The 22,454-nt window shown below is 63.5% G+C and carries 20 protein-coding genes; 15 read left to right on the top strand and 5 right to left on the bottom strand.

The genetic code is table 11. From position 1 onward, the window contains the following. Positions 1 to 62: 62 nt before the first annotated feature. Positions 63 to 770: a YitT family protein gene (locus tag IB263_RS14270; protein ID WP_034787819.1), complete on the bottom strand. Its 708-nt coding sequence runs from the start codon at positions 768 to 770 to the stop codon at positions 63 to 65. A gap of 165 nt (positions 771 to 935) precedes the next feature. Continuing rightward, positions 936 to 2,663 (bottom strand): amidohydrolase family protein, encoded by a 1,728-nt coding sequence (locus IB263_RS34720; protein WP_210187446.1) that lies wholly within the window; start codon positions 2,661 to 2,663, stop codon positions 936 to 938. 177 nt (positions 2,664 to 2,840) lie between these two features. On the opposite strand from IB263_RS34720, the gene IB263_RS14260 reads away from it, so the two are divergent. Continuing rightward, a complete protein-coding gene (locus tag IB263_RS14260; RefSeq protein WP_060582286.1) occupies positions 2,841 to 3,743 on the top strand; it encodes a LysR family transcriptional regulator in 903 nt (300 codons plus the stop codon). Between the two features lie 45 nt (positions 3,744 to 3,788). On the opposite strand, the gene IB263_RS14255 is transcribed toward IB263_RS14260, so the two are convergent. Together IB263_RS14255 and IB263_RS14250 are read right to left on the bottom strand one after the other, a co-directional pair. Continuing rightward, on the bottom strand, positions 3,789 to 5,267 hold the full coding sequence (locus IB263_RS14255; protein ID WP_192438628.1) for an aldehyde dehydrogenase: 1,479 nt from the start codon (positions 5,265 to 5,267) through the stop codon (positions 3,789 to 3,791). 71 nt (positions 5,268 to 5,338) lie between these two features. Then, positions 5,339 to 6,790 (bottom strand): APC family permease, encoded by a 1,452-nt coding sequence (locus IB263_RS14250; protein ID WP_090296560.1) that lies wholly within the window; start codon positions 6,788 to 6,790, stop codon positions 5,339 to 5,341. Between the two features lie 297 nt (positions 6,791 to 7,087). On the opposite strand from IB263_RS14250, the gene IB263_RS14245 reads away from it, so the two are divergent. From IB263_RS14245 to IB263_RS14220, 6 genes are read left to right on the top strand one after another with little or no spacing between them, the layout of a single operon-like run. Then, on the top strand, positions 7,088 to 7,870 hold the full coding sequence (locus IB263_RS14245; RefSeq protein WP_060517815.1) for an IclR family transcriptional regulator: 783 nt from the start codon (positions 7,088 to 7,090) through the stop codon (positions 7,868 to 7,870). Then, positions 7,870 to 9,123: a Tm-1-like ATP-binding domain-containing protein gene (locus tag IB263_RS14240; RefSeq protein WP_060517813.1), complete on the top strand. Its 1,254-nt coding sequence runs from the start codon at positions 7,870 to 7,872 to the stop codon at positions 9,121 to 9,123. The genes IB263_RS14245 and IB263_RS14240 overlap by 1 nt, the downstream gene beginning before the upstream one ends. Next, positions 9,120 to 9,794: an HAD family hydrolase gene (locus IB263_RS14235; RefSeq protein WP_371814105.1), complete on the top strand. Its 675-nt coding sequence runs from the start codon at positions 9,120 to 9,122 to the stop codon at positions 9,792 to 9,794. The genes IB263_RS14240 and IB263_RS14235 overlap by 4 nt, the downstream gene beginning before the upstream one ends. Positions 9,795 to 9,796: 2 nt before the next feature. Then, the gene (locus tag IB263_RS14230) at positions 9,797 to 11,152 is read left to right on the top strand and encodes an aspartate aminotransferase family protein (RefSeq protein WP_192438627.1); all 1,356 of its coding nucleotides are present in this window, start codon (positions 9,797 to 9,799) and stop codon (positions 11,150 to 11,152) included. Positions 11,153 to 11,155: 3 nt separating this feature from the next. Continuing rightward, complete coding sequence (locus IB263_RS14225; protein ID WP_113189122.1) at positions 11,156 to 12,439, top strand: aspartate aminotransferase family protein; 1,284 nt, start codon at positions 11,156 to 11,158, stop codon at positions 12,437 to 12,439. A gap of 7 nt (positions 12,440 to 12,446) precedes the next feature. Further along, positions 12,447 to 13,457, top strand: a complete 1,011-nt coding sequence (locus tag IB263_RS14220; RefSeq protein ID WP_371814104.1) for a phosphotransferase enzyme family protein — start codon at positions 12,447 to 12,449, stop codon at positions 13,455 to 13,457. 20 nt (positions 13,458 to 13,477) lie between these two features. On the opposite strand, the gene hpaR is transcribed toward IB263_RS14220, so the two are convergent. Beyond that, positions 13,478 to 13,966, bottom strand: coding sequence for a homoprotocatechuate degradation operon regulator HpaR (hpaR, locus tag IB263_RS14215; protein WP_034787802.1), 489 nt, complete (start codon positions 13,964 to 13,966; stop codon positions 13,478 to 13,480). Positions 13,967 to 14,074: 108 nt separating this feature from the next. Between hpaR and IB263_RS14210 the strand changes: the two genes are divergently transcribed. From IB263_RS14210 to pepT, 8 genes are all read left to right on the top strand, one after another. Continuing rightward, positions 14,075 to 14,467 carry a 5-carboxymethyl-2-hydroxymuconate Delta-isomerase gene (locus IB263_RS14210; RefSeq protein ID WP_034787798.1) on the top strand — a complete coding sequence of 131 codons (393 nt, stop codon included), beginning with the start codon at positions 14,075 to 14,077 and terminating at the stop codon, positions 14,465 to 14,467. Between the two features lie 64 nt (positions 14,468 to 14,531). Then, positions 14,532 to 16,049: a 5-carboxymethyl-2-hydroxymuconate semialdehyde dehydrogenase gene (hpaE, locus tag IB263_RS14205; protein ID WP_192438625.1), complete on the top strand. Its 1,518-nt coding sequence runs from the start codon at positions 14,532 to 14,534 to the stop codon at positions 16,047 to 16,049. 33 nt (positions 16,050 to 16,082) lie between these two features. Next, entirely contained in the window at positions 16,083 to 17,063 is a 981-nt protein-coding gene (hpaD, locus tag IB263_RS14200) for a 3,4-dihydroxyphenylacetate 2,3-dioxygenase (RefSeq protein ID WP_192438624.1), read from the top strand. Positions 17,064 to 17,113: 50 nt separating this feature from the next. Beyond that, positions 17,114 to 18,550: a pyridoxal-dependent decarboxylase gene (locus IB263_RS14195; protein ID WP_192438623.1), complete on the top strand. Its 1,437-nt coding sequence runs from the start codon at positions 17,114 to 17,116 to the stop codon at positions 18,548 to 18,550. Beyond that, a complete protein-coding gene (locus tag IB263_RS14190; RefSeq protein ID WP_192438622.1) occupies positions 18,547 to 19,416 on the top strand; it encodes a fumarylacetoacetate hydrolase family protein in 870 nt (289 codons plus the stop codon). The genes IB263_RS14195 and IB263_RS14190 overlap by 4 nt, the downstream gene beginning before the upstream one ends. A gap of 3 nt (positions 19,417 to 19,419) precedes the next feature. Further along, positions 19,420 to 20,223, top strand: a complete 804-nt coding sequence (gene hpaH, locus IB263_RS14185) for a 2-oxo-hept-4-ene-1,7-dioate hydratase (protein WP_060517797.1) — start codon at positions 19,420 to 19,422, stop codon at positions 20,221 to 20,223. Between the two features lie 8 nt (positions 20,224 to 20,231). Further along, positions 20,232 to 21,038 carry a 4-hydroxy-2-oxoheptanedioate aldolase gene (hpaI, locus tag IB263_RS14180; RefSeq protein WP_113293368.1) on the top strand — a complete coding sequence of 269 codons (807 nt, stop codon included), beginning with the start codon at positions 20,232 to 20,234 and terminating at the stop codon, positions 21,036 to 21,038. Between the two features lie 134 nt (positions 21,039 to 21,172). Then, positions 21,173 to 22,405, top strand: a complete 1,233-nt coding sequence (gene pepT / locus IB263_RS14175) for a peptidase T (RefSeq protein ID WP_113079967.1) — start codon at positions 21,173 to 21,175, stop codon at positions 22,403 to 22,405. The last annotated feature ends 49 nt before the right edge of the window (positions 22,406 to 22,454 follow it).

Raw genomic sequence — 22,454 nt, 5'->3', positions numbered from 1 at the left:
ATCACGACACATGATGAAGGGGCGCCGGTTGGGCGCCCCTTCTCGCATCTTTGCGCGGGATGCTATTCCGCGGCCGCTTCCAGGCCTTTCGGCGAAGGTGTCGCCTTGCCCTGGAACTTCCTGAACAGGAAGAAGTAGAGCTTGATGTACTGCCCGACGAGAATGGCGTTCAGGATCGTGCCTTCGCGGATGAACTTGACCTCTGCGAGGAAGAGCAGACCGATACAGGCCGACAGAACCAGCAGCGTGCAGTCGAAGCCGGTCTTGATGTTGCCCCACTTCCAGCCGGTGCGCTTGAAGATGGTGTTGACGAACATGTCGATCGGCATCAGCACCAGATTGGCGCGGATCATCAGGAACAGGCCGAAGGCGAGCGCCGCATCGGCAAAGACCAGCAGCGCCACCCGCAGCGGATAGGCCTCGAGCTTGATGAACTCGGTGATCCCCAGGTTGAAGTCCAGGAAAACCGCCAGCACGAAAGCCGGGATCAGCGAGGCGAAGTTCTTGAGCTTGAAGTCCTTGGGCAGGACCAGATAGGTCAGGAACAGCATGATCAGTTCGAGCATGAAGTTGTAGGTGCCCTGGCTGAAGGGCGGATAGACCAGCGTCATGGTCCGCGTCAGGCTGCTCTGGGGTGAAATGCCGATGCCGGCCCGGATCGCCAGGCTGACACCGAAGGTCAGCACATAGATGCCGACGACATACATGATCCAGCGCCGCGTCAGGCTGCCGGTATCGACGATTTCGGCTTCCGCCGCATTGTGTGCCATTGTTTCCTCCCTCGAAACGATGCGGAGCTCCTTACCCCGCCGGCCCATCGCCCCCTCAGCGATGCGCTTTTATATCTTTCGGCATGTCCCGCCCATTGTCGCGGAAGCACGCCACTTTCCAGGCAGACGGACGCCGAAACGCCCGTCTCCTTTTTCTGAATGGCTCTAGGCCATGAAGCGGAACCGGTGCAACGAGATGAACAGGCTGAGCAGCTTGTTGACCACCGGTTCGCCTTCGTTGCGGTTGCCAAGAGCTTCGAGCGCCGCATCGATCGCAGCGGCACTGGCCGTCAGTTGCTCGACGCTCATGTTCGCCATGACCCCGTAGATCTCCAGCGGCATGACGGCCTTTTCCACCCTGTCGTCGGTGACGATGCAGGCGCCGGCATGGGTATCGACCCGCTTGAGGCAATGGCACATCTCGGCGCTGTCCTGACCGACGACGACGAAATAGGGCTTCGGCGCCGGCCAAAAGGTCGCCACTGCGCCACGATCGACATGAACGCCCTTGAAAAGCCCGTTCACCACATGGCGTTTGCCGTCGGCATAGCGCTGGACGACCGACAGCCGGCTCATCTTCTTGCCCTCATGCTCGACAACGACCTTGCCATCCTTCAGCGGAACCCAGATTTCCTGGTAGAATTTGGCGTGGCCGCGGCCGTAGACATCGAACAAATAGACCTTGGCCTGCGTGCCGTCTTCCGACACTTCCAGGGGCACGATGTCCAGTTGCTCCGGCGAGAGATCGGCGAGGCCGGAAACGCCGTCCTTGCACATGCCGGAATAGTCGATGTCGGCATTCTTCAGCAGCTTACGGTCTCGCGCGACCAGTTCGCCATCCTTGAACACGTAGAGCGGATTGATCTTCGACAGGCTGTCGGTCAAGACGATATCGGCGAACCGGCCGGGCGTCAGCGAACCGATCTTGTCTTCCATGTGGAAAGAACGCGCGGTGTTGTAGGTCGCCATCTTGATCGCGTGGATCGGGTTGATGCCCATTTCGGCTGAGAGCGAAATGATCCAGTCCATGTGGCCCATGGTGAGCAGTCGCTCGATCGAGATGTTGTCGGTGCAGAGCATGAAATTGTCGGTCGGCCATTTGCGGTCGACGATCGCGCGCAACAGCACCTTGATCACCTCGCTGCTGCCGACCCCGAACTTGATGTGCGTCGGGAAGCCGTAGCGAATGCTCTTCTCGATATCCTTCTCGTTCCAGACGTCGTGATTGTTGGAGACGCCGATCGCCGGCAGGTAGTTGAGGATCATGTCGGAGAGCGCGGTGACGCCCCAGTGGCCGTTCATAAAGCCGCCCTTGGCGCGGACCCAGGCCGCCTTGCGGAAATCGTCGTCGTTGCCGGAACTGTAGGTGAAGTGCTCGAACTCCCCGAGGCCGATCACCGGTTCCATCTTGAGCACGGCTTCCGTCACCGATGCCGCCGTCTTCTTGCCCGGTGCGAAGGCATAGAGCCGGTAGGGCAGCTGCTCGTAATCCCGGAAAAGGCTCTCGGCCGCTTCGATGCCTTCCTTGCCCGCGGCGCTGAGCAGATCCAGGCACTCGGCATAGATCGTCGTCGTGCCGCAGGGAACCATCGCCTCGGCGAGCGCCGTCGGGTGCGCGAGCTGGGATTCGAAATGGATATGCGCGTCGATCAGGCCGGGGATCGCATAGAGGCCCTTGCCGTCGAAGACTTGCTTGACCTTCAAGACCGTCTCGTCGGGGTTGAGCGCAACGATGCGCTTGTCGTAGACGAGAATGGACCCCTGGTAGACGGTCTCTCCGTGAACATCGAGGATGTTCAGGTTCTTCAAAAGAAGATCCGCCTCCCGCTCGCCGTTCAGGATATCGAAGATGGCGCGCACCTTTTCGTAATGCGCGGCTTCAGTCTGGTTCACGAATAGTCCTCCACTTTCAGAGTCGTCGGCGCCTGCCCATAACCCGCCATATTCAGCGGGTGCAGTGCCGGCAGCGCGCCCCTCGCCAACCATAAGAAGTCATTGCACCGCTTCCGAAAAGCAGTATTTTCTGCTCGTACCGTTCGCTTTTCGAGAACGATTAAATTGGGGAAGACCATGCTGCATTCACGCGTGCTGCGCTATATCGACGAGGTGGCGCGCTCAGGCTCGATCCGCGGGGCGAGCGAACGGCTGAACGTCGCTGCCTCGGCCATCAACAAGCATGTGTTGCAGCTTGAGGAGGATATCGGCGAGCCGCTGTTCGAGCGGCTGCCGCGCGGCCTCAGGCTGACGCCGGCCGGCGAAATCCTCGTCGCGCATGTGCGCCGGACCATGAAGGAATACAGCCAGGTCGAAGCCGAAATTCGCGATATCAAGGCGCTGCAGAGCGGCGAGGTGATCATCGCCACAATGAACGGCCTTGCCGGCGGCATCGTGCCGAAGGTGGCTGCGATCTTCGGCGCACGCCATCCACGCCTCAAGATCACGATCCGGGTAATGTTCGCCCGCGAGATCGTTCAGGCGGTGGCCGGTGGCGAGGCCGACCTCGGCTTTGCCTTCAGTCTCCCGCCGACGCCGCAGATCGAGACACTCTGGAAGATGGACACCCGCCTCGGCGCGGTCGTTGCTCCTGAACACCCGCTCGCCGGCATGGAATCATTGCCGCTGGCCTATTGCCAGCCCTACCCGCTGATCTTTGCAGACAAGTCGATGCAGATCCATGGCATCGTCGCCGACGCCTTCGCTGAGGCCGGGCTGACAGTCGAGCCGAGCTATCTCACCAATTCCATCGAGGCGATGAAGTTCCTGGCCGCGGCCGGCGACGGCATCGCTTTCCTCAGCAAGTTCGACATTACCGAGGAACAACGAAACGGCGTGCTGACATATCTTCAAATCCGCGACCGGACTTTTGCAAAGAACGTGCTTTCGCTGGTGCAGCGGGAAAGACGCGGCCACGGCCTGGCCGCCGCCATGTTTGCCGAAGAGATCATCCGGGCCTTGCGGGCGACGATGGAATAGCCGGCTTACCCGGCCCAACGCCGATACGGTTTGTCGTCCCGGGGGTCAGAGCTGAATCCAGGCGGTCTTCAGATCGATGTATTTATCGAGCGCGTGCAGCGACTTGTCGTGACCATTGCCGGACTGCCTGACGCCACCGAGCGGCACTGTGTTGTCGGCGCCGCCATAGGTATTGACGTGCACCACGCCGGCGCGGATGCCGCGCACCATGCGGTGCGCGCGTGACAGGTTCGCAGTCCAGACGGCCGACGCCAGACCGTAGTCGGTCGCGTTGGCGATCCGGAGTGCGTCGACCTCGTCATCAAACGGTATGACCGCAAGCACGGGGCCGAAGACCTCCTCCTTCGCCAGCTTCATATCCGGCTGAACGTCGAAGACAGTCGGCTGCATGTAATAACCGCCAGTCTCTTCGAGGATGCGCTTGCCGCCGGAGCGCAACCTTGCACCTTCAGCCTCGGCCTCTCTGACGAAATCGAGGTTCTTCTTGAGTTGAACCTCGCTCGAAATCGCGCCGGCCTCGGTCGCAAGAAGCAGCGGGTCGCCGACCTTCACGGATCCTGCGATCGCTGCCACCTTCTCGGCGAAGGCTTCGTGAATGGAGCGCTCGACAAGCAGCCGCGAACCGGCAACGCAGACCTGGCCGGAGTTGCGGAAGATGCCATAGGCGGAAATGCGCGCGGCCTGGTCGAGGTCGGGTGCGTCGGCAAAGACGACGTTCGGCGACTTGCCGCCAAGTTCGAGATAGACGCGCTTCAGGTTCGAGCGCGCGGAATATTCGAGCAGCCGACGACCGACGCCGCCGGATCCGGTAAAGGCGAGAACGTCGATATCGCCATGAAGGCCGATCGCCTCGCCCGTGGTCGCGCCGCGACCAGTGACGACATTCAAGACACCCTCTGGCAGACCGGCCTCGGCGCAGATCTCAGCGAGCCTGAGCAGGCTGAGCGAGGCGCCCTCGGCCGGTTTCAGCACGACCGAGTTGCCGGCGGCGAGCGCCGGCGCGATCTTCCAGGCGCCGATCATCAGCGGGAAATTCCAGGGCACGATCGCGGCGACCACGCCAATCGGTTCGCGATGCACGAGACCGAGAATATTGTCGGCCGACGGAGCGATCTCGCCATAGACCTTGTCGAGCGCCTCGGCATAGTAGCGGAAGGTGCCGGCGGCGCTGCCGGGCTCGGCCTTCAGCGCCATAGAGATTTCCGTGCCATTGTCGCGTACGCCGAGAACGGCCAGCTCGAGTGCCTGCGCCTCGATGATCTCGGCAATGCGCGTGAGAACCTTTTTGCGCTGGGCCGGGGCAACCCTCGACCAGCTTCCCTTCTCGAAAGCGGCGCGGGCGGCCCGGACCGCGGCGTCGACATCACCGGCTGCCGCGTCGGCGATCGTCGTCAGGTGCCTGCCGTCGATCGGCGAGGCGACATCGAGGCTTTGACCGGAGAGGCTCTCCTGCCAACGCCCCCCGATGAACAATTTTTGGGCCGCAACGGGCAGGTTGCGCAATTGATCGATCTTGTCCTGCATCGTGTCCTGTCCCGTTTGGTTTGCAGGGATGGCGGCGGGCCGCCATCCCCAAAAGCGATATTCCCGAGAGATCAGATCTCCTGGCCGGCACCCAGGCGGGCGAACTCAATCGGATTGCCCGATTTCAGCGAGGCCGCCAGGAACAGCCCGATGACCCCAAAGATCACGACGAGCCCCGGCAAGAACACCGCGAGCATGCCGGTAGCGCCGGCGAGATCGCCGAAATTGGCCGCGATCGCGATGATGACGGCAACGAGGATCAGACCGGTGACGACGGGAATGACCTTGGTGACCAGCGGGTTCGTTTCAAGCCCAGGATTGCGGTTGAAGAAGGCGACGATCGCAAAGGCGGTAAAGGCCATCAGCGTCATGACCGCAAGCGTGCCGACGTTGGTCAGCCAGGAGAACAGCGCCAGCACCGGGTCCTGACCCGTTGCCGCAAAGAGCGCGACGATTAGCACGGCAATAACCGTCTGGATCAGCGAGCCGACATGCGGGCTGTGGTAGACAGGATGTGTGACGCCGATCGAGGAGGGCAGCAGGCGCTCGCGGCCGGCGACGTAGAGATAGCGGGCGACACCGTTGTGGAACGCCAGCACGCCGGCAAAGAGGCTCGTGACGAAGAGCACGTTCATCAACGGCGGCAGCCAGCCGCCGGCATAGCGTTCGGCGAGGCCGAAGAGAAAAGTGGTCGGATCGGCAAGGCCCTGCAGTTCGGGCACCAGCTTGTCCGCGCCGGCGGCGTTCACCATCAGCCACGAGGTGAACATGTAGAAGATGCCGATGATCAGCACCGAGATATAGGTCGCAAGCGGCACGGTCTTCTCCGGATCGCGGGCTTCCTCGCTGTAGATCGTCGTCGCTTCGAAACCGATGAAGGCGGCGAAGCAGAAGAGAATGCCGATCGACGGCGAACCGGAGAGGATCGCCGAGGGCGTGAACGAAACCGTCGTCAATCCGCCGTCGCCGCCCTTGGCGAGGATCGCGACGTCGATGACGAGCACGACCAGATATTCAAGGATGACGAGGACAGTCAGCACCTTGGCGGAGAGATCGACGCGGCGATAACCGAGAATGCCGACCGCAGCGATGCCGATAAAGGTCCAGACCCACCAGGGCAGATCGATCCCCAAGCCGGCGAAAAGCCCCGCCGTTGCCGCGCCGAAGAGGCCGAAGACGCCGATCTGCATCGCGTTATAGGCAAGGATCGCGATCATCGCTGCGGCACCGCCCATCAGCCCGCCGAGGCCCTGTGCCGTATAGGCATAGAAGGCGCCGGCATTGCGGATATGCCTCGCCATGGCGACATAGCCGACCGAGAACAGAAGCAGGATCGCGGTGACGATCAGGAAGGTGCCGGGAATGCCCGCACCGTTTCCGAGCATCATCGACAATGGAACGCCGCCGGCAACCGCGGTTAGCGGTGCAGCGGCGGAAACGACGAGAAAGGTGACGGCGCCGACGCCGAGGGCGTTCTTGCGCAATTGGTTCGCCCCGGTCACGGGCGCAGGCGAATTGGTCATAGTCTTGGCTCCCCTTGCTGGCGCGAACGCCTTTTCGCCTCCGGTCCTTCTCTCCGTCGGCGGCTCCCTGAAGCGGACTTGAGGCGCGGGGCTTGCTTTTTGTCTTTGCCGCGCAAGTCTTTCGGTTCATTATTTGAACCTTAGCTTCAAATATAGACTTGCAAATTGCATCTGGCCCTGTCAAGTTATTTCGCATGTTAAGTATCTCGACCCAGAACGACCGGGAGAGCGGGTCTACCGCTCCTTAGGAGGGAACAGGCGAGAGGACTGACGGGGCGCTCGACAACGGAGGAATGGATGAGCACCATCGGTAAGGCCCTGACTTTGCTCGACGCGATCTCGCGCCTTGAGAAAGAGGCGGGGTTGAGCGACATCGCCCGCCACTGCGGGCTCGACAAGGCGACGGCCAGGCGCTTCCTCGTCGAACTGGAAAAACACGGCTTCGTCGAGCAGGACGTGGAAACGCGCCGTTATCGCCTTGGCGGTGCACCGGTGCGGCTCGCCCGTATCCGCGAGGCGCGCTTTCCCTATCTGAGCGTGGCGACCCCTTTTGCGCGGGAACTCGCAAGCCTTGCGGGCGAGACCGTCCACCTCTCCGAATACGCCGCCGGCCGCCTCTCGACCATTCATGTGGAGGACTCGCAACGGGCGCATCGTGTCATCGTCGACGTCGGCAGCATCCTGCCCTTCCACGCGACCGCATCCGGCCTCGGCTTTCTCGCCTTCTGCCCGCAGAAGGAGATCGACGCGGCCCTGTCGGCGCCGCTCCAGGCCTTCACCGACCACACGCTGACGGATCCGGCCGCACTCCGCCAGACGCTCGGCGAGACGCTCCGGCGTGGCTACTCGATCTGCCATCACGGGCTTGAGACCGGCGTCGTCAGCGTCGCCGCCCCGATCCGTGCGCCCGGCACAACGCCGGTCGGCGCCATCGCTATCGCCGCACCTGCAACGCGTGCCGACAAGGAGACGGTGGAACAGATGGGGCGCGCCGCTATGGCTGCGGCAAGACGCATTTCCGAAAGACTTTTCGGGTTGGAGCAGGTTGCTGCCGATCCGCTGGCAAGGAGGGCCGGCTGATGAATGCAATGAACCGTCTCCCCAATATCCTGGTCGTGGGTACGGGAGACACCAAATGCGACGAACTCCAGTTCATGGCGTCCGTCATCCGCGAAGCCGGCGGACTGCCTGTGATGATGGATGTCAGCATTCTCGGCGACCCGCCCTATCAGCCTGATTACTCGCGCCACGACATTGCCGAAGCAGCCGGCGTCTCGATCGCGGCCATCGCATCCAGCGGCGACGAACACAGCGCCATGGCGCTGATGGCAACAGGTGCCGCCGCCCTTACCCGTTCGCTCTACGAGGCCGGCCAGGCCGATGGCGTCATCATTCTCGGCGGCTCCATGGGCACCGATCTGGCGCTCGACGTCGCCGCGGCGCTACCACTCGGCGTGCCGAAATTCATCGTCTCGACGATTGCCTATTCGCACCTCTTGCCGCCCGAGCGCATCGCGCCTGATCTGATGATGATCCTCTGGGCTGGCGGGCTCTATGGTCTCAACGGCATCTGCCGCTCGGTGCTCTCCCAGGCCTGCGGCGCGGTCGTCGGTGCTGCGCGGTTCGGTACAAAGCCGGATGGATCGCGGCCGCTGATCGGCATGACCTCGCTGGGATCGAGCTGCCTCAAATACATGAAATACCTGAAACCCGAACTCGAGCGCCGCGGCTACGACGTCGCCGTCTTCCATTCGACCGGCATGGGCGGGCGCGCTTTCGAGGCGATCGCGGCCGAGAAGGGTTTCACGGCCGTCTTCGACTTCTGCATCCAGGAGGTCAGCAACCACCATCACGGAACGGTCGTCACCTCAGGGCCGGACCGGCTTGAAAATGCCGGGCGAGCCGGCATCCCCCAGATCGTCGCGCCCGGCGCCGTCGACATGGTCGACCTGCCGGCTTGGCAGCCCGTTCCGCAAGCCTTCGCCGACCGCCCCTATCACGCCCACAACCGGCTGCTCGGCTCGGTCACCACGTCAGCCCATGGGCGGCGCGAGATCGCTCGCGTCATCGGCGGCAAACTGGCCGGCACCGGCGCCGAAGTCGCCTTCATCCTGCCGCTCAAGGGGATTCAGGAGTGGGATCAGCCCGACGAGCCGCTCTTCGAACCGGAGGCGCTCGACGCCTTCATCGACGAGATGCGCCGGTCGATCCCGTCAGGCGTCGCGCTGCTTGAGGTCGACAGCCACATCAACGCCCCGGAATTCTCGAAAGCAGCACTTGCGATCTTCGATGACTGGGTGTCGCGCGGCATCGTGCCCGAGGGTCGGCCATGACGAAGAACATGACCGACAAGGCATTGATCCTCGACTTCGGCGGCGTCGTCACCCGAACGCTATTCGAGACCCACGATGTCACCGAGCGCGCACTTGGCCTTGCGCCGGGCACGCTCACGTGGCGCGGCCCCTTCGATCCGGCGACCGACCCGCTCTGGGCCGCCATGCAGCGGCGCGAGATCACCGAACGGGACTACTGGACGACACGCACGCGCGAGGTCGGACAGTTGCTCGACGAAGACTGGAGCGACATGAAGACCTTCGTGCAGCGGGCGCGCGGGGCCGAACCGGAGCTGGTGCTCAGGCCCGAGGCACGCAACGCGATCCTTGCCGCTCACAGGGCCGGTGTCCGCCTCGCGATCCTCTCCAACGAACTCGACCTCTTCTATGGCGTCGCGTTCCGCGAGCGTTTCCCGCTGATCGAGCTCTTCGAGATTATCGTCGACGCCACCTACACCAACATCCTGAAGCCCGATCCGCGCGCTTACGAACTGGTGCTGAGCCAGCTCAGTTTGCCGCACGAAGCCTGCGTCTTCGTGGATGACCAGTTGAAGAACATCGAGGGTGCGCGGACCGTCGGCCTGCCTCACGTCCATTTCGACGTCACCCGCCCCGCAGAAAGCTATGCCAGAGCGCTTCAGATGCTCGGCCTCGAACGGACAGGAGCATGAGCATGCGCGAAACCAACTTCCTCATCGAGAACAACGCCCGCCACCTCTGGCATCCGATGGCGCATCCGGCCGAGATGCAGGCGACGCCGCCGCGCATCATCAATGCCGGCGAAGGCGTCGAGATCGTCGACATTCACGGCAAGAAGGTGCTCGACGCGGTCGGCGGTCTCTGGAACGTCAATCTCGGCTATTCCTGTGAACCGGTGAAGGAGGCGATCCGCCGCCAGCTCGACGACCTGCCCTATTATTCGACCTTTCGCGGCACCACCAATTCGCCGCTGATCGAGCTGTCCTACGAGCTCGCTGAATGGTTCCGCGAGGACGGGCTGACGCGCTCGTTCTTCACCTCGGGGGGCTCGGATTCGGTCGAGACCTGCCTGCGTCTCGCCCGCCAATACCACAAGCTCAACGGTCAGCCGGAGCGCACCAAGTTCGTCGCCTTGAAGAAGGGCTATCACGGCACCCATTTCGGCGGCGCCTCGGTCAACGGCAATGCCAATTTCCGTCGCAACTACGAGCCACTGCTGCCCGGCGTGTATCATCTGCCGGCGCCCTATACCTATCGCAACCCGTTCGACACGACCGACGGCGCTGTCATCGCCAAGTCGATCGCGCGACTCTTCGAGGACGAGATCGCCTTTCAGGGCGCCGACACCATCGCGGCGCTGATCATGGAGCCGGTGCTTGGCGCCGGCGGCGTGATCGTGCCGCACGAGACCTTCATGCCGCTGATGCGCGAGATCTGCGACCGCCACGGCATTCTGCTGATTGCCGACGAGGTGATCACCGCCTTCGGCCGCACCGGCGCCTGGACCGGCTCACGTCTCTGGGGCGTGAAGCCAGACTTCATGTCGACCGCGAAGGCGATCACCAATGGCTACTATCCCTTCGGCGCAGTGATGATCGCCGACAAGGTGGCCGAGACTTTCGAAAGCAACAAGACGGCTGCCGGATCGATCGGCCATGGTTACACCTACTCCGGCCATCCGGTCGGTGCTGCGGCAGCACTCGCAACGCTGAAGGAGACGCGCAAGCAGAACGTGGCGGCGAATGCGGGTGCCCGCGGCGAGGAACTCATCGCCGGTCTCGAAGCGCTGAAGGAGCGGCACGAACTGATCGGCGACGTGCGTGGCAAGGGTCTGATGTGCGCGCTCGAACTGGTCTCGGACCGCGCGAAGAAGACCGCTGCGGCGAAGGATGTGGTGCAGAAGGTCCAGGACGTGACCTATGACGCCGGCGTCATGGTGCGAACCTCGGGCGCCAATGTCATCCTCTCGCCGCCACTCGTCATCACCGCCGGCGATGTCGCCCGTATTCTGACGGCGCTGGACGCCGGCCTCACCGCCGCACGGGGATAAACCATGACAGGCAACGCGGATCTGATCGCGCGCCGCGAGCGGCTGCTCGGGCGCAACATGTCGCTGTTCTACGAGGAGCCGGTGCATCTGGTGCGCGGCGAAGGCGTCTGGCTCTTCGACGCCGATGGCCGCCGCTATCTCGACTGCTACAACAACGTGCCGCATGTCGGCCATTGCCATCCGCGGGTGACCGAGGCGATCGCCCGGCAGGCCTCAACCCTCAACACCCACACCCGCTATCTGCACGAAGGCATTCTCGACTATGTCGAGCGGCTGACCGCGACCTTCGACAAGAGCCTCGACGCGGCGATCCTCACCTGCACCGGCAGCGAGGCGAATGACGTGGCGCTGCGCATGGCTCAAGCCGTGACCGGCAAAACCGGGGTGATTGCCACCGACCACACCTATCACGGCAACACCGCGGCCGTGTCGCAGCTTTCGACCCGAATGCCGCCGGTCGGCGGCTTCGGCGGCCACGTGCGCCACGTGCCAGCACCCGACAGCTACCGACCGCTCGGCGGCGAGCCGGGTGACGCATTCGCTGCGGCCTTCACCGCCAAGGTCGAAGAAGCGATCGCCTCGCTTGAGCAGAGCCCGCACGGCTTCTCGGCGCTGATCATCGACCCCTTCTTCGCCAATGAGGGCTTTCCGGAGTTGCCATGGGAATTTCTCGACGGGGCTGTCGCCGCGGTCAGAAAAGCCGGCGGCCTCGTCATTGCCGACGAGGTCCAGCCGGGCTTCGGCCGTACCGGCGGCCATATGTGGGGACACCAGAAGGCCGGCATCGTGCCCGATATCGTCACGCTCGGAAAACCGATGGGCAATGGCCATCCGATCGGCGGCGTGATTGCCGGCGCCGACACGCTCAACGCCTTCCGCAAGGCGTTTCGCTACTTCAACACCTTCGGCGGCAACCCCGTATCCTGCGCTGTCGCCATGGCGGTGCTCGATGTGATCGAAAGTGAGAAGCTCATCGAGAACGCCGCTGCCGTGGGCGCTTACGCCAAGGCGGGTCTCGCGGGGCTTGCGGACAAACATGACGTGATCGGCGACATCAGGGGCAGCGGCCTGTTCTTCGGTGCGGAACTCGTCACCGATCGCAGCGAGAAAACACCGGCGAGCGGTCTCGCGACAAAGGTGATCAACGGCATGCGAGAGCGAGGCGTTCTGATGGGCAAGCTTGGTATCCACCAATGCACGACGAAGATCAGGCCGCCGATGCCGTTTACCCGCGAGAATGCCGACCTCATGCTGTCGATGCTCGACGACGTGCTTTCGGGTCTGTGAGCCGACGATGATGGCCGATCTGCCTCCGCAATTTCGCGCCGCGCTCGACGCGCGCGCCCGTCAGGCGCTCTCGCACTGGGGCGTCGCCGACCAACGGCCGGAACTCCTGAAATACCGGGAAAACGCGGTGTTTCGCGTATGCCTCGCCGATGGTCGGTCGGCGGCGCTGCGGCTGCACCGCGCCGGCTATCACGGCGAAGCGGCCCTTCGCTCGGAGTTGCAATGGATGGCAGCACTCGGCGATGCCGGTCTCGCGGTGCCGCGGCCGATCGCAACGGCGGACGGATGCCTGCTTGTTGCCCTGCCGGAAGATGAAGCGTTTGCCGCGCAGCACGCCGATATCATCGGCTGGATGGACGGACAGACGCTCGGCGAAAGCGGAAAGCCGCTGTCCCACACACCCGAAAAGCTCGGCGCGATCTTCTCGGCACTCGGCGCCACCATGGCCGAGATGCACAATCTCGCCGACCGCTGGACGTCGCCGGAGGGATTCTGGCGCCCCGCCTGGGATGCGGAAGGACTGCTCGGCGAGCGGCCGCTCTGGGGACGGTTCTGGGACTGCGACGGCTTGTCTTCGGCACAGACAAGAGCACTTTCGGCGTTGCGCCATGATCTCCGGCGGCGCCTGGCAACGATGCCGACTCCGGCGCAGGATTTTGGGCTGATCCATGCCGATCTCGTTCGGGAGAACGTGCTCGTTGCCGAGAACGGCGTGACCTTCATCGATTTCGACGATGCCGGCTACGGCTTTCGCCTCTTCGACATCGCGACCGCACTCCTGAAAAACCGGCGCGAGCCGGCATATGAGACGATCGAGGTTGTGCTGATCTCAGGCTATCGAAGCCGCCGCGCCCTGCCGGACGAAGCGTTTTCCTGCCTGCCGCTGTTCCTCGTGCTTCGCAGCCTCACCTATATCGGCTGGTTTGCCTCGCGGCCGGAGTTGCCCGCGGCGCGCGACCGCGTCCTGCGATATGCCGACGAGACGCTGGCGCTTGCGGAAGAACTGGGGGTTCGATGATCAGGGCGCCGTCGAAGCACTCAGTCGTTGAGACTGGCGAGTTCGTCCAGCATATCGAGCAGGACCTCGACGCGCTCGTGGCCGTAGCGAGCTTCGAGCTCCTCGTAGATCGCGCGGCTTTCCGGGCTGACGTCGGCGATCACCCGCATGCCCTCGGGCGCGATCTCGAGCAGAACGCGCCGGCCGTCGTCGGCGTCCTTATGCTTGGTGATCAGGCCGCGCTCCTCGAGCGAGCGGATGATGCGCGTCAGGCTTGGCGCCAGGATGAAGGCCTTGTCGGCCATCTCGGACGCATCGACCCGGCCGGCTTCGGCGAGAATGCGGATCACCCGCCATTGTTGCTCGGTAATATCGTGACGCGCCAGCATCGGTCGAAAATGCGCCATGACGGCTTCGCGTGCGCGCAGAAGCGCGATCGGCAGCGAACGGCGCGTGTTGTGCGGCAAAAGGGCGTCGTGGCCCAGGTCGGTGGGAGGCTTTTCGCGGCTCATAGGCGTTCTATCGGACATTTTCTTTCGTTCTGCAATCGGCAGGCGCAGCTGCGGGAAACGGGCTGCTTGACACTGTCGGCAATTTCATTAACGTGTTAAATATATGAGAGCGCATCGGGAGGAAAGATGCCGCATCTGACAATCGAATATTCCGGTAACCTCGACACTCGCGTCGACTTTGCCAAGCTGTGCCGCACGGTGCACGCGACCATCCTCGGCACCGGCCTCTTCGAGCTTGGCGCCATCAGGGTGCGCACGATCCAGAGCCGCGACTATGCGATCGCCGACCTCCTGCCGGAAAACGGCTTCATCGACCTGTCCTTCCGCATCGGCCGCGGCCGCACGGAAGCGGAGAAGAAGGCGACCGGCGACGCGATTTTCAAGGCCGTCAGCGAAGAACTCTCGACGCTCTTCTCGACGCCGCATTTCGCCCTCAGCCTGGAGATCCGCGAGATCGATCCGGAGCTGAGCTGGAAGAAGAACGCCATTCACCCCAGGCTGCGCGCCTCCAACGGCTGAGCGCGGCCCTCCCACAAAAACACAGCAGTGCGCGGCGAAGTCTGCGCCAGCATCGGAGACCATCATGTCCAAGCTCGCCGAAAACCTCGCCAAGGCGGAACGCTATCTTGCCCGCTTCAGACGCGAAGGCGTGCTCAACCACATCAACGGTGAAGCCCTTCCCTCGCTTGATGGCGAGACTTTCGAGACCATCTCGCCCATCGACCTGAAACCGCTGGCGAAGATCGCGCGCGGCAAGGCAGCCGACATCGACCGCGCCGCCAAGGCCGCGAAAGCAGCCTTCGCCGAATGGGCGTCCATGCCCGGCGATGCGCGCAAGAAGCTGCTGCATAAAATTGCCGATGCGATCGTCGCGCGCGCCGAGGAGATCGCCTTCGTCGAGTGCGTGGATACCGGACAATCGCTGAAGTTCATGGCCAAGGCGGCGCTGCGCGGTGCGGAAAACTTCCGCTTCTTTGCCGACCGGGCGCCGGAGGCACGCGACGGCAAGATGCTGCGCGGCGGCAACCAGATCAACATGACGACGCGCGTGCCGATCGGCCCAGTCGGCATCATCACGCCCTGGAACACGCCCTTCATGCTGTCGACCTGGAAGATCGCCCCGGCGCTCGCCGCCGGCTGCACGGTCGTCCACAAGCCGGCGGAGTTCTCGCCGCTGACCGCACGGCTGCTGGTGGAGATCGCCGAGGAGGCCGGGCTGCCGAAAGGTGTCTGGAACCTGGTCAACGGTTTCGGCGAAGACGCCGGCCGGGCGCTGACCGAACACCCCGATATCAAGGCGATCGGCTTCGTCGGTGAAAGCCGCACCGGCTCGATGATCATGAAGCAGGGTGCCGAGACACTGAAGCGCGTCCATTTCGAACTCGGCGGCAAGAACCCGGTGATCGTCTTTGCCGATGCCGATCTCGAACGCGCGGCCGACGCCGCCGTCTTCATGATCTATTCGCTGAACGGCGAACGCTGCACCTCGTCCTCGCGCCTTTTGGTCGAAGACAGCATCTATGACCGGTTCACCGCGCTCGTCGCCGAGAAGGCCAAGCGCATCAAGGTCGGTCATCCGCTTGACCCCGAGACTGTCGTCGGCCCGCTCATTCACCCCGTGCATGAGAAGAAGGTGCTCGACTATATCCGAATCGGCCGCGAGGAGGGTGCAACCATTGCTGCCGGCGGCGAGAAATTCGACGGTCCGGGCGGTGGCTGCTATGTGACCCCGACGCTCTTTACCGGCGCCAATAACGGCATGCGCATTGCCCAGGAAGAAATCTTCGGGCCGGTGCTGACGGCGATCCCGTTCAAGGACGAGGCGGAGGCGCTGGCGCTTGCCAACGACACGCAATACGGCCTGACCGGCTATCTCTGGACCTCCGACGTCACCCGCGCGTTCCGCTTCACCGATCATCTGGAGGCCGGGATGATCTGGGTGAACTCGGAGAATGTGCGCCACCTGCCGACGCCGTTCGGCGGCGTCAAGAGCTCGGGCATTGGCCGCGACGGCGGCGACTGGTCGTTCGATTTTTACATGGAAACCAAGAACATCGCCTTTGCCAGCTCGGCGCACGCGATCGCCAAGCTCGGCGGCTGAGCGCGCTGGCAAAAAAAACTGGAGGAGACATCAATGCCCTTGCCGAAACCGAACCTCTACCCGCCCTTCAACATCGTGCGGCTGAGCCATGTGGAGCTCGTCGTCACCGATCTCGCCAAATCACGCGCCTTCTATGTCGACGTACTCGGCCTGCAGGTCACCGACGAGACGGCGGACACGATCTATCTGAGGGCCATGGAGGAACGCGGCCACCACTGCATCATTCTGAAGAAGGCGTCGAGCGCAGAGGCTCGCGACCTCGGCTTCAAGGTCTTTGGCGAAGAGGATCTCGAAAAGGCCGCGCATTTCTTCAAAGCGAAAGAATTGCCTGTCGAGTGGATCGAACGCCCCTACCAGTCACGCACCTTTCGCACCCGTGACCCGCAGGGCATCCCGCTCGAATTCTATTCGAAGATGGACCGTCTGCCGCCAATCCACCAGAAATACGCGCTCTACCGCGGCGTCAAACCGCTGCGCATCGACCACTTCAACTGCTTCTCGCCCAATGTCGACGAAGCGGTCGCCTTCTACAACGAGATCGGCTTCCGGGTAACGGAATACACGGCCGATGAGGAGACGGGACGTCTCTGGGCCGCCTGGACCCATCGCAAGGGCGGCGTGCACGACATCGCCTTTACCAACGGCCGCGGCCCGCGCCTGCACCACACCGCCTTCTGGGTACCGACGCCGCTCAACATCATCGACCTGCTCGACCTGATGTCGACCTCCGGTTGGCTCGCCAATATCGAACGTGGCCCCGGCCGCCACGGCATTTCCAACGCCTTCTTCCTCTATGTCCGCGACCCTGATGGACACCGCATCGAGATCTACTGCTCCGACTACCAGACCGTCGATCCGGATCTGGAACCGATCAAGTGGGACCTGAAGGACCCGCAGCGCCAGACGCTCTGGGGCGCGCCGGCACCGAAATCCTGGTTTGAGGAAGGCAGCGCCTTTGCCGGTGCCGAGGCGAGGGACTCGATCCTGAAAGCCCAACCGATCGTCGCGCCGTGACGTTTGGCGAGTGGATCGGGTAAGGGCCTCGCATCGAACGGGAGTAGAAAATGGACGAAAAGAGTTTCACCGAATGGTCGCTGAAGGCGGCGAAATGGGGTGCGGACTATCGCGCCTCGCTGCGTGACCGCCCCGTGCGGGCGCAGACGGCACCGGGGGCAATTGCCGCCCAGATCCCGGCGCAGCCGCCGCGGACCGGCGAGGACATGCAGGCGATCTTCGAGGACTTCGAAAAGATTATCCTGCCGGGCATGACACATTGGCAGCATCCGCGTTTCTTCGCCTATTTCCCCGCCAACGCCGCCCCCGTCTCCGTCGTCGCCGAGTATCTCGTTACCGCCATGGCGGCGCAGTGCATGCTCTGGCAGACCTCGCCGGCGGCGACAGAGCTCGAAACCAAGGTGATCGACTGGCTGCGCCAGGCGATCGGACTGCCCGAAGGATTCTCTGGTGTGATCCAGGATTCGGCGTCCTCGGCGACACTCTCGGCCGTGCTTGTCATGCGCGAGAAGGCGCTCGGGTGGAACGGCAACAAGAAGGGCCTCGCCAGCCAGCAGCAGCTTCGCATCTATTCCTCCGATCAGGTTCACACCTCGATCGACCGGGCGATCTGGGTCTCGGGGATCGGCGAGGAGAACCTCGTGCGCATCCCGGCGAACGGGCCGCGGCGGGCGATGGACTGCCAGGCGCTCGAAGCGGCGATCCTCCGCGACAAGGCAGCAGGCCTCGTGCCGGCGGGCGTGATCGCCTGCACCGGAGGGACAAGCACGGGTGCCTGCGACGACATCGCCGAGGTTGTGCGGGTCGCCCATGCGCACGGTCTCTATGTCCATGTCGATGCCGCCTGGGCCGGTGCCGCGATGATCTGCGAGGAGTTTCGCGAACTCTGGGCCGGCGTCGAAAACGCTGACTCCGTCGTCTTCAATCCGCACAAGTGGCTGGGTGCGCAGTTCGACTGCTCGGCGCATTTCATCCGCAGTCCCGATGATCTGGTGAAGACGTTGGCGATCCAGCCGGAATATCTGAAGACGCACGGGCGCGACGGTATCATCAACTATTCCGAATGGACGATCCCGCTCGGCCGGCGTTTCCGGGCTCTGAAACTTTGGTTCCTGCTGCGCTTCCATGGTCTCGAAGGCCTGCGGACGATGATCCGCAACCACGTGCGCTGGTCCCGGCAACTGGCGGAGCGGCTGGCCGGGCACCGGGAATTCGAGATCGTGACCGCACCGATGCTGTCGCTGTTTTCGTTCCGCCATCTGAGCGAAGGGGATCCGGACGCCCACACCATTGCTTTGGTCAACGCGATCAACGATGACGGCCGTATCTACCTGACCCAGACCCGCGTCGATGGCCGCGTCGCAATCCGGTTCCAGGCGGGCCAATTCGATATGAGGGAGGACGATGCCGACACCGCCTACGGGGTGATCACCGAAGTTGCCGCCGCACTGAACAAGCCTCCGAAAAACACGGAAACCGCACGATGAGCCGTCCCCGTTTCGTTACCTTTTCGGCCGTCGGACAAACCGGATACGGTCTCGTTTCCGGCGACGGGATCATCGACCTTTCGAAGCGGCACGGATCGACATGGCAAACGCTGCGCGAGGTGATCGAAGCCGGTGCCCTTACCCGGCTTGCCGACGAAGCGGCCGGACTGCCGGCGGACATTTCGCTCGACGATATCCGCTACGAGATCCCTATACCGGCACCGGAAAAGATCATTTGCGTCGGCGTCAATTTTCCGGACCGCAATGAGGAATACAAGGACGGGCAGGCGGCGCCCTCCAACCCGTCGCTGTTCATCCGTTTCCCGCGCTCGTTTACCGGCCACAGTCAGCCGCTGATCCGCCCGCCGGAAAGCGCACAGCTCGATTATGAAGGCGAGATCGTCATCGTCATCGGCAAGGGCGGTCGTCGTATCCCCGAGGCGGCGGCGCTCGACCACGTCGCCGCGCTTTCGCTCTCAAACGAAGGCACGATCCGCGACTGGGTGCGCCATGCCAAGTTCAACGTCACCCAGGGCAAGAACTTCGACCGCACCGGCTCGATCGGTCCTTGGCTGGTGCCATTCACCGACGAGGCCCAGCTTGCCGACATCAAGCTGGCAACCCGCGTGAACGGCGAGGTTCGCCAGCAGGACCGCACCAGCCGGATGATCTTCTCCTTCCGCAAGATCATCAATTACGTCTCCACCTTCACGACGCTGGTGCCCGGCGACGTCATCGTCACCGGCACGCCGACTGGCGCCGGTGCCCGTTTCCATCCGCCAATCTGGCTGAAGCCTGGCGACATCGTCGAGGTCGAGGCCCAAGGCATCGGCACGCTCATCAACCCAGTTGCCGACGAGGCCTGACCCATGCTCGACAAGAACCAGATCGAGTCAGCCGCGACGGCACTCGACATCGCCGAACGCGAGCGCGTCCAGACCGGACTGCTGTCGCTCCAGCATCCCGACATGACCATGGACGACGCCTATGCGGTGCAGGCCGCCTGGGTGAAGAAGAAGATCGCCGCTGGACTCCGGGTGATCGGCTGGAAGATCGGCTTGACCTCGAAGGCGATGCAATATGCGCTCAACATCGACATCCCCGATTCCGGCGTGCTCTTCGATGACATGCTGTTTGAGGACGGCGCGCGCATTCCGGGCAATCGTTTCATTCAGCCGCGCATCGAGGCCGAGATCGCCTTCGTGATGAAGGCGCCGCTTTCCGGCCCCAATGTCACCGTCTTCGACGTGTTGAACGCCACCGATTACGTGACGCCGGCGCTCGAAATCCTCGATACGCGGATCCTGCGCGTCGATCCGGAAACGAAGAAGGCGCGCACGATCGTCGATACCATCTCCGACAACGCCGCCAATGCCGGCATCGTGCTTGGCGGAAGACAGATGCGGCCCGATGCGATCGACATGCGCTGGATGGGCGCGATCGTCTCGCGCAATGCCGAGGTCGAAGAGACAGGACTGGGCGCCGGCGTGCTCAACCACCCGGCCCGCGGCATCGCCTGGCTCGCCAATCGCCTGGCGCTCTACGGCGACCGTATCGAGGCCGGCCAGATCGTGCTTGCCGGCTCCTTCATCCGCCCGGTCGAGGCCCGCCATGGCGACACCATCGTCGCCGACTTCGGCCCGTCCGGCACCGTCAGCTGCTTCTTCGAATAGGAACGCCCATGCCCGCTCCGCGCAATCCGTTCAAACAGGCCCTCACTGACAAGCGCCCGCAGATCGGTCTCTGGCTGGCGCTCGCCAATCCCTATACGGCCGAGATCTGCGGCGGCGCCGGGTTCGACTGGCTGCTGCTTGACGCCGAGCATGCGCCGAACGACATACCGCTTCTGGCAGCACAGCTCCAGGCACTCGCCGCATCGCCAAGCCACGCCATCGTCCGGCCGCCGATCGGCGAGACCTGGATGATCAAGCAGATCCTCGACATCGGCGCGCAGACGCTGCTGGTGCCGATGGTCGAAAGCGACGAACAGGCCCGCGCCCTGGTGCGCGCCGTGCGTTATCCGCCCCATGGCGTGCGTGGAGTCGGTGCCGCCCTTGCCCGGGCATCGGCCTTCAACAGTATTCCCGACTATCTGCAGACCGCCAATGACGAGGTCTGCCTGCTCGTGCAGATCGAAAGCCGCGCCGGCCTTGCCGCCCTCGACGAGATCACGACCACCGACGGCGTCGACGGTGTCTTCATCGGCCCGGCCGATCTTGCCGCAGACATGGGCTTTCTCGGCAAGCCCGGTGCGCCGGAGGTACAGCAAGCAGTCGAGGCGGCGCTCCTTCGCATCCAGTCGCACGGCAAGGCGGCCGGTATCCTGACCTCCGATCAGGCCCTTGCCCGCCGCTACCTAGAACTCGGCGCGACCTTTGTGGCGGTCGGCAACGATGTCGGCCTGCTGGTCGGCGCCACGTCGAAGCTGGCAGCGGAGTTCAAGGGTACCAGAGGCGAGACCGAGACGACGGCTGGAAAAATCTACTGATCGGCATCGTCTGCGCCGCGACCGGAGGAGCCAGTCGGGCCACGACCAACCGCATGCGTTGGGCGGTCACGACTTTCCCTCGTCTCGGTCTGGGGGTATAGCGGTCTGACGCCCACCAGCATTGGATTCCCGCCATGACCGATACCGTTCTCGACCGCTTCCTTCGTTATGTCGTCATCGACACCCAGTCCGACGCGAGGTCGAAGACGCAGCCGTCGACGGAAAAGCAGAAGAACCTCGGTCGCGTGCTCGTCGAGGAACTGCTGACGATCGGCCTTGCCGACGCGCATCTCGATGAAAACGGCTACGTCTATGCCACCATTCCTTCGAACGTGGACAAGCCGGTGCCGGTCATCTGCTGGTGCTCGCACATGGACACGGCGCCGGATTTCACCGGCACGAACGTCAAGCCGCAGATCGTCAGCAACTACCAGGGCGGCGATATCCGGCTCACGGGAGATCCGCAGCAGGTAATCCGCGTCGCCGACCACCCGGTTCTCAACGACCAGATCGGCAATGACATCGTCACGACCGACGGCACGACGCTGCTCGGCGCCGACGACAAGGCCGGGCTTGCCGAGATCGTCGCGGCCGCTCAAGTTCTCGTCGACAATCCCGAAATCAAGCACGGCACGATCAAGCTGCTCTTCACCACCGACGAAGAGATCGGCCGCGGCGTCGACAAGGTCGACTTGAAGAAGCTTGGGGCCCAATTCTGCTATACGGTCGATGGCGAAACCGCCGGCCATATCGAGGACGAGACCTTTTCCGCCGATGGCGTCGAGATCGTCATTCATGGCGTCGCCATCCACCCGGGCTTTGCCAAGGACAAGATGGAGAACGCCATCAAGATCGCCGGCAACATCATTAGCCGGCTGCCGCGGGAGGTTTCGCCCGAGGGCACCGAGGGCCGCGACGGCTTCGTGCATCCGACCGGCGTGACCGGCTCGATGGACAGGGCGCAGCTCGGCCTCATCGTGCGCGACTTCGACGAGGCGGGCCTTGCCTCGAAGGAAGCCATGCTCGAAGGCATCGTCAAGGACGTGATGAAGGCCTATCCGGGCTCCACCTACAGTTTCGAGGTCAAGCAGCAGTACCGCAACATGAAGGCCATCCTCGACCGCCATCCGGAGATCGTCGAAAACGCCATCGAGGCGATCCGCCGGGCCGGCATGCAGCCGGTGCGCGGCAGCATCCGCGGCGGCACCGACGGTTCGCGGCTCTCCTTCATGGGTCTGCCTTCGGCCAACCTCTTCGCCGGCGGCCACGCCTTCCATTCGCCGCTCGAATGGGTCAGCCGCCAGGACATGGAGCGCAGCGTAAAGACGCTGGTCGAGCTCGCCAAGATCTGGGCCGAACGCGCCTGACATAGTCCGGAAAACGGGGCGGCTTGGGTGCAATAGGCAGCCGCTCCTT

Origin of the sequence: Ensifer sp. ENS03, from assembly GCF_014852035.1 — a bacterium.
Classification (GTDB): Bacteria; Pseudomonadota; Alphaproteobacteria; order Rhizobiales; family Rhizobiaceae; genus Ensifer; species Ensifer adhaerens.
Note: the sequence above shows the minus strand (reverse complement) of the source record. Positions and strands in the feature narration are given on the sequence as shown.

Excerpts from the sequence above, each read along its gene's own strand:
- IB263_RS14270 (WP_034787819.1), bottom strand. The coding sequence starts at position 770 with ATGGCACACAATGCGGCGGAAGCCGAAATCGTCGATACCGGCAGCCTG.
- IB263_RS14190 (WP_192438622.1), top strand. The coding sequence starts at position 18,547 with ATGAGCCGTCCCCGTTTCGTTACCTTTTCGGCCGTCGGACAAACCGGA.
- IB263_RS14260 (WP_060582286.1), top strand. The coding sequence starts at position 2,841 with ATGCTGCATTCACGCGTGCTGCGCTATATCGACGAGGTGGCGCGCTCA.
- hpaD (WP_192438624.1), top strand. The coding sequence starts at position 16,083 with ATGCCCTTGCCGAAACCGAACCTCTACCCGCCCTTCAACATCGTGCGG.
- IB263_RS14195 (WP_192438623.1), top strand. The coding sequence starts at position 17,114 with ATGGACGAAAAGAGTTTCACCGAATGGTCGCTGAAGGCGGCGAAATGG.
- IB263_RS14245 (WP_060517815.1), top strand. The coding sequence starts at position 7,088 with ATGAGCACCATCGGTAAGGCCCTGACTTTGCTCGACGCGATCTCGCGC.
- IB263_RS14210 (WP_034787798.1), top strand. The coding sequence starts at position 14,075 with ATGCCGCATCTGACAATCGAATATTCCGGTAACCTCGACACTCGCGTC.
- IB263_RS14235 (WP_371814105.1), top strand. The coding sequence starts at position 9,120 with ATGACGAAGAACATGACCGACAAGGCATTGATCCTCGACTTCGGCGGC.
- hpaH (WP_060517797.1), top strand. The coding sequence starts at position 19,420 with ATGCTCGACAAGAACCAGATCGAGTCAGCCGCGACGGCACTCGACATC.
- IB263_RS14230 (WP_192438627.1), top strand. The coding sequence starts at position 9,797 with ATGCGCGAAACCAACTTCCTCATCGAGAACAACGCCCGCCACCTCTGG.
- IB263_RS14240 (WP_060517813.1), top strand. The coding sequence starts at position 7,870 with ATGAATGCAATGAACCGTCTCCCCAATATCCTGGTCGTGGGTACGGGA.
- hpaI (WP_113293368.1), top strand. The coding sequence starts at position 20,232 with ATGCCCGCTCCGCGCAATCCGTTCAAACAGGCCCTCACTGACAAGCGC.
- IB263_RS14225 (WP_113189122.1), top strand. The coding sequence starts at position 11,156 with ATGACAGGCAACGCGGATCTGATCGCGCGCCGCGAGCGGCTGCTCGGG.
- pepT (WP_113079967.1), top strand. The coding sequence starts at position 21,173 with ATGACCGATACCGTTCTCGACCGCTTCCTTCGTTATGTCGTCATCGAC.
- IB263_RS14220 (WP_371814104.1), top strand. The coding sequence starts at position 12,447 with ATGATGGCCGATCTGCCTCCGCAATTTCGCGCCGCGCTCGACGCGCGC.
- hpaR (WP_034787802.1), bottom strand. The coding sequence starts at position 13,966 with ATGTCCGATAGAACGCCTATGAGCCGCGAAAAGCCTCCCACCGACCTG.
- hpaE (WP_192438625.1), top strand. The coding sequence starts at position 14,532 with ATGTCCAAGCTCGCCGAAAACCTCGCCAAGGCGGAACGCTATCTTGCC.
- IB263_RS14250 (WP_090296560.1), bottom strand. The coding sequence starts at position 6,790 with ATGACCAATTCGCCTGCGCCCGTGACCGGGGCGAACCAATTGCGCAAG.
- IB263_RS14255 (WP_192438628.1), bottom strand. The coding sequence starts at position 5,267 with ATGCAGGACAAGATCGATCAATTGCGCAACCTGCCCGTTGCGGCCCAA.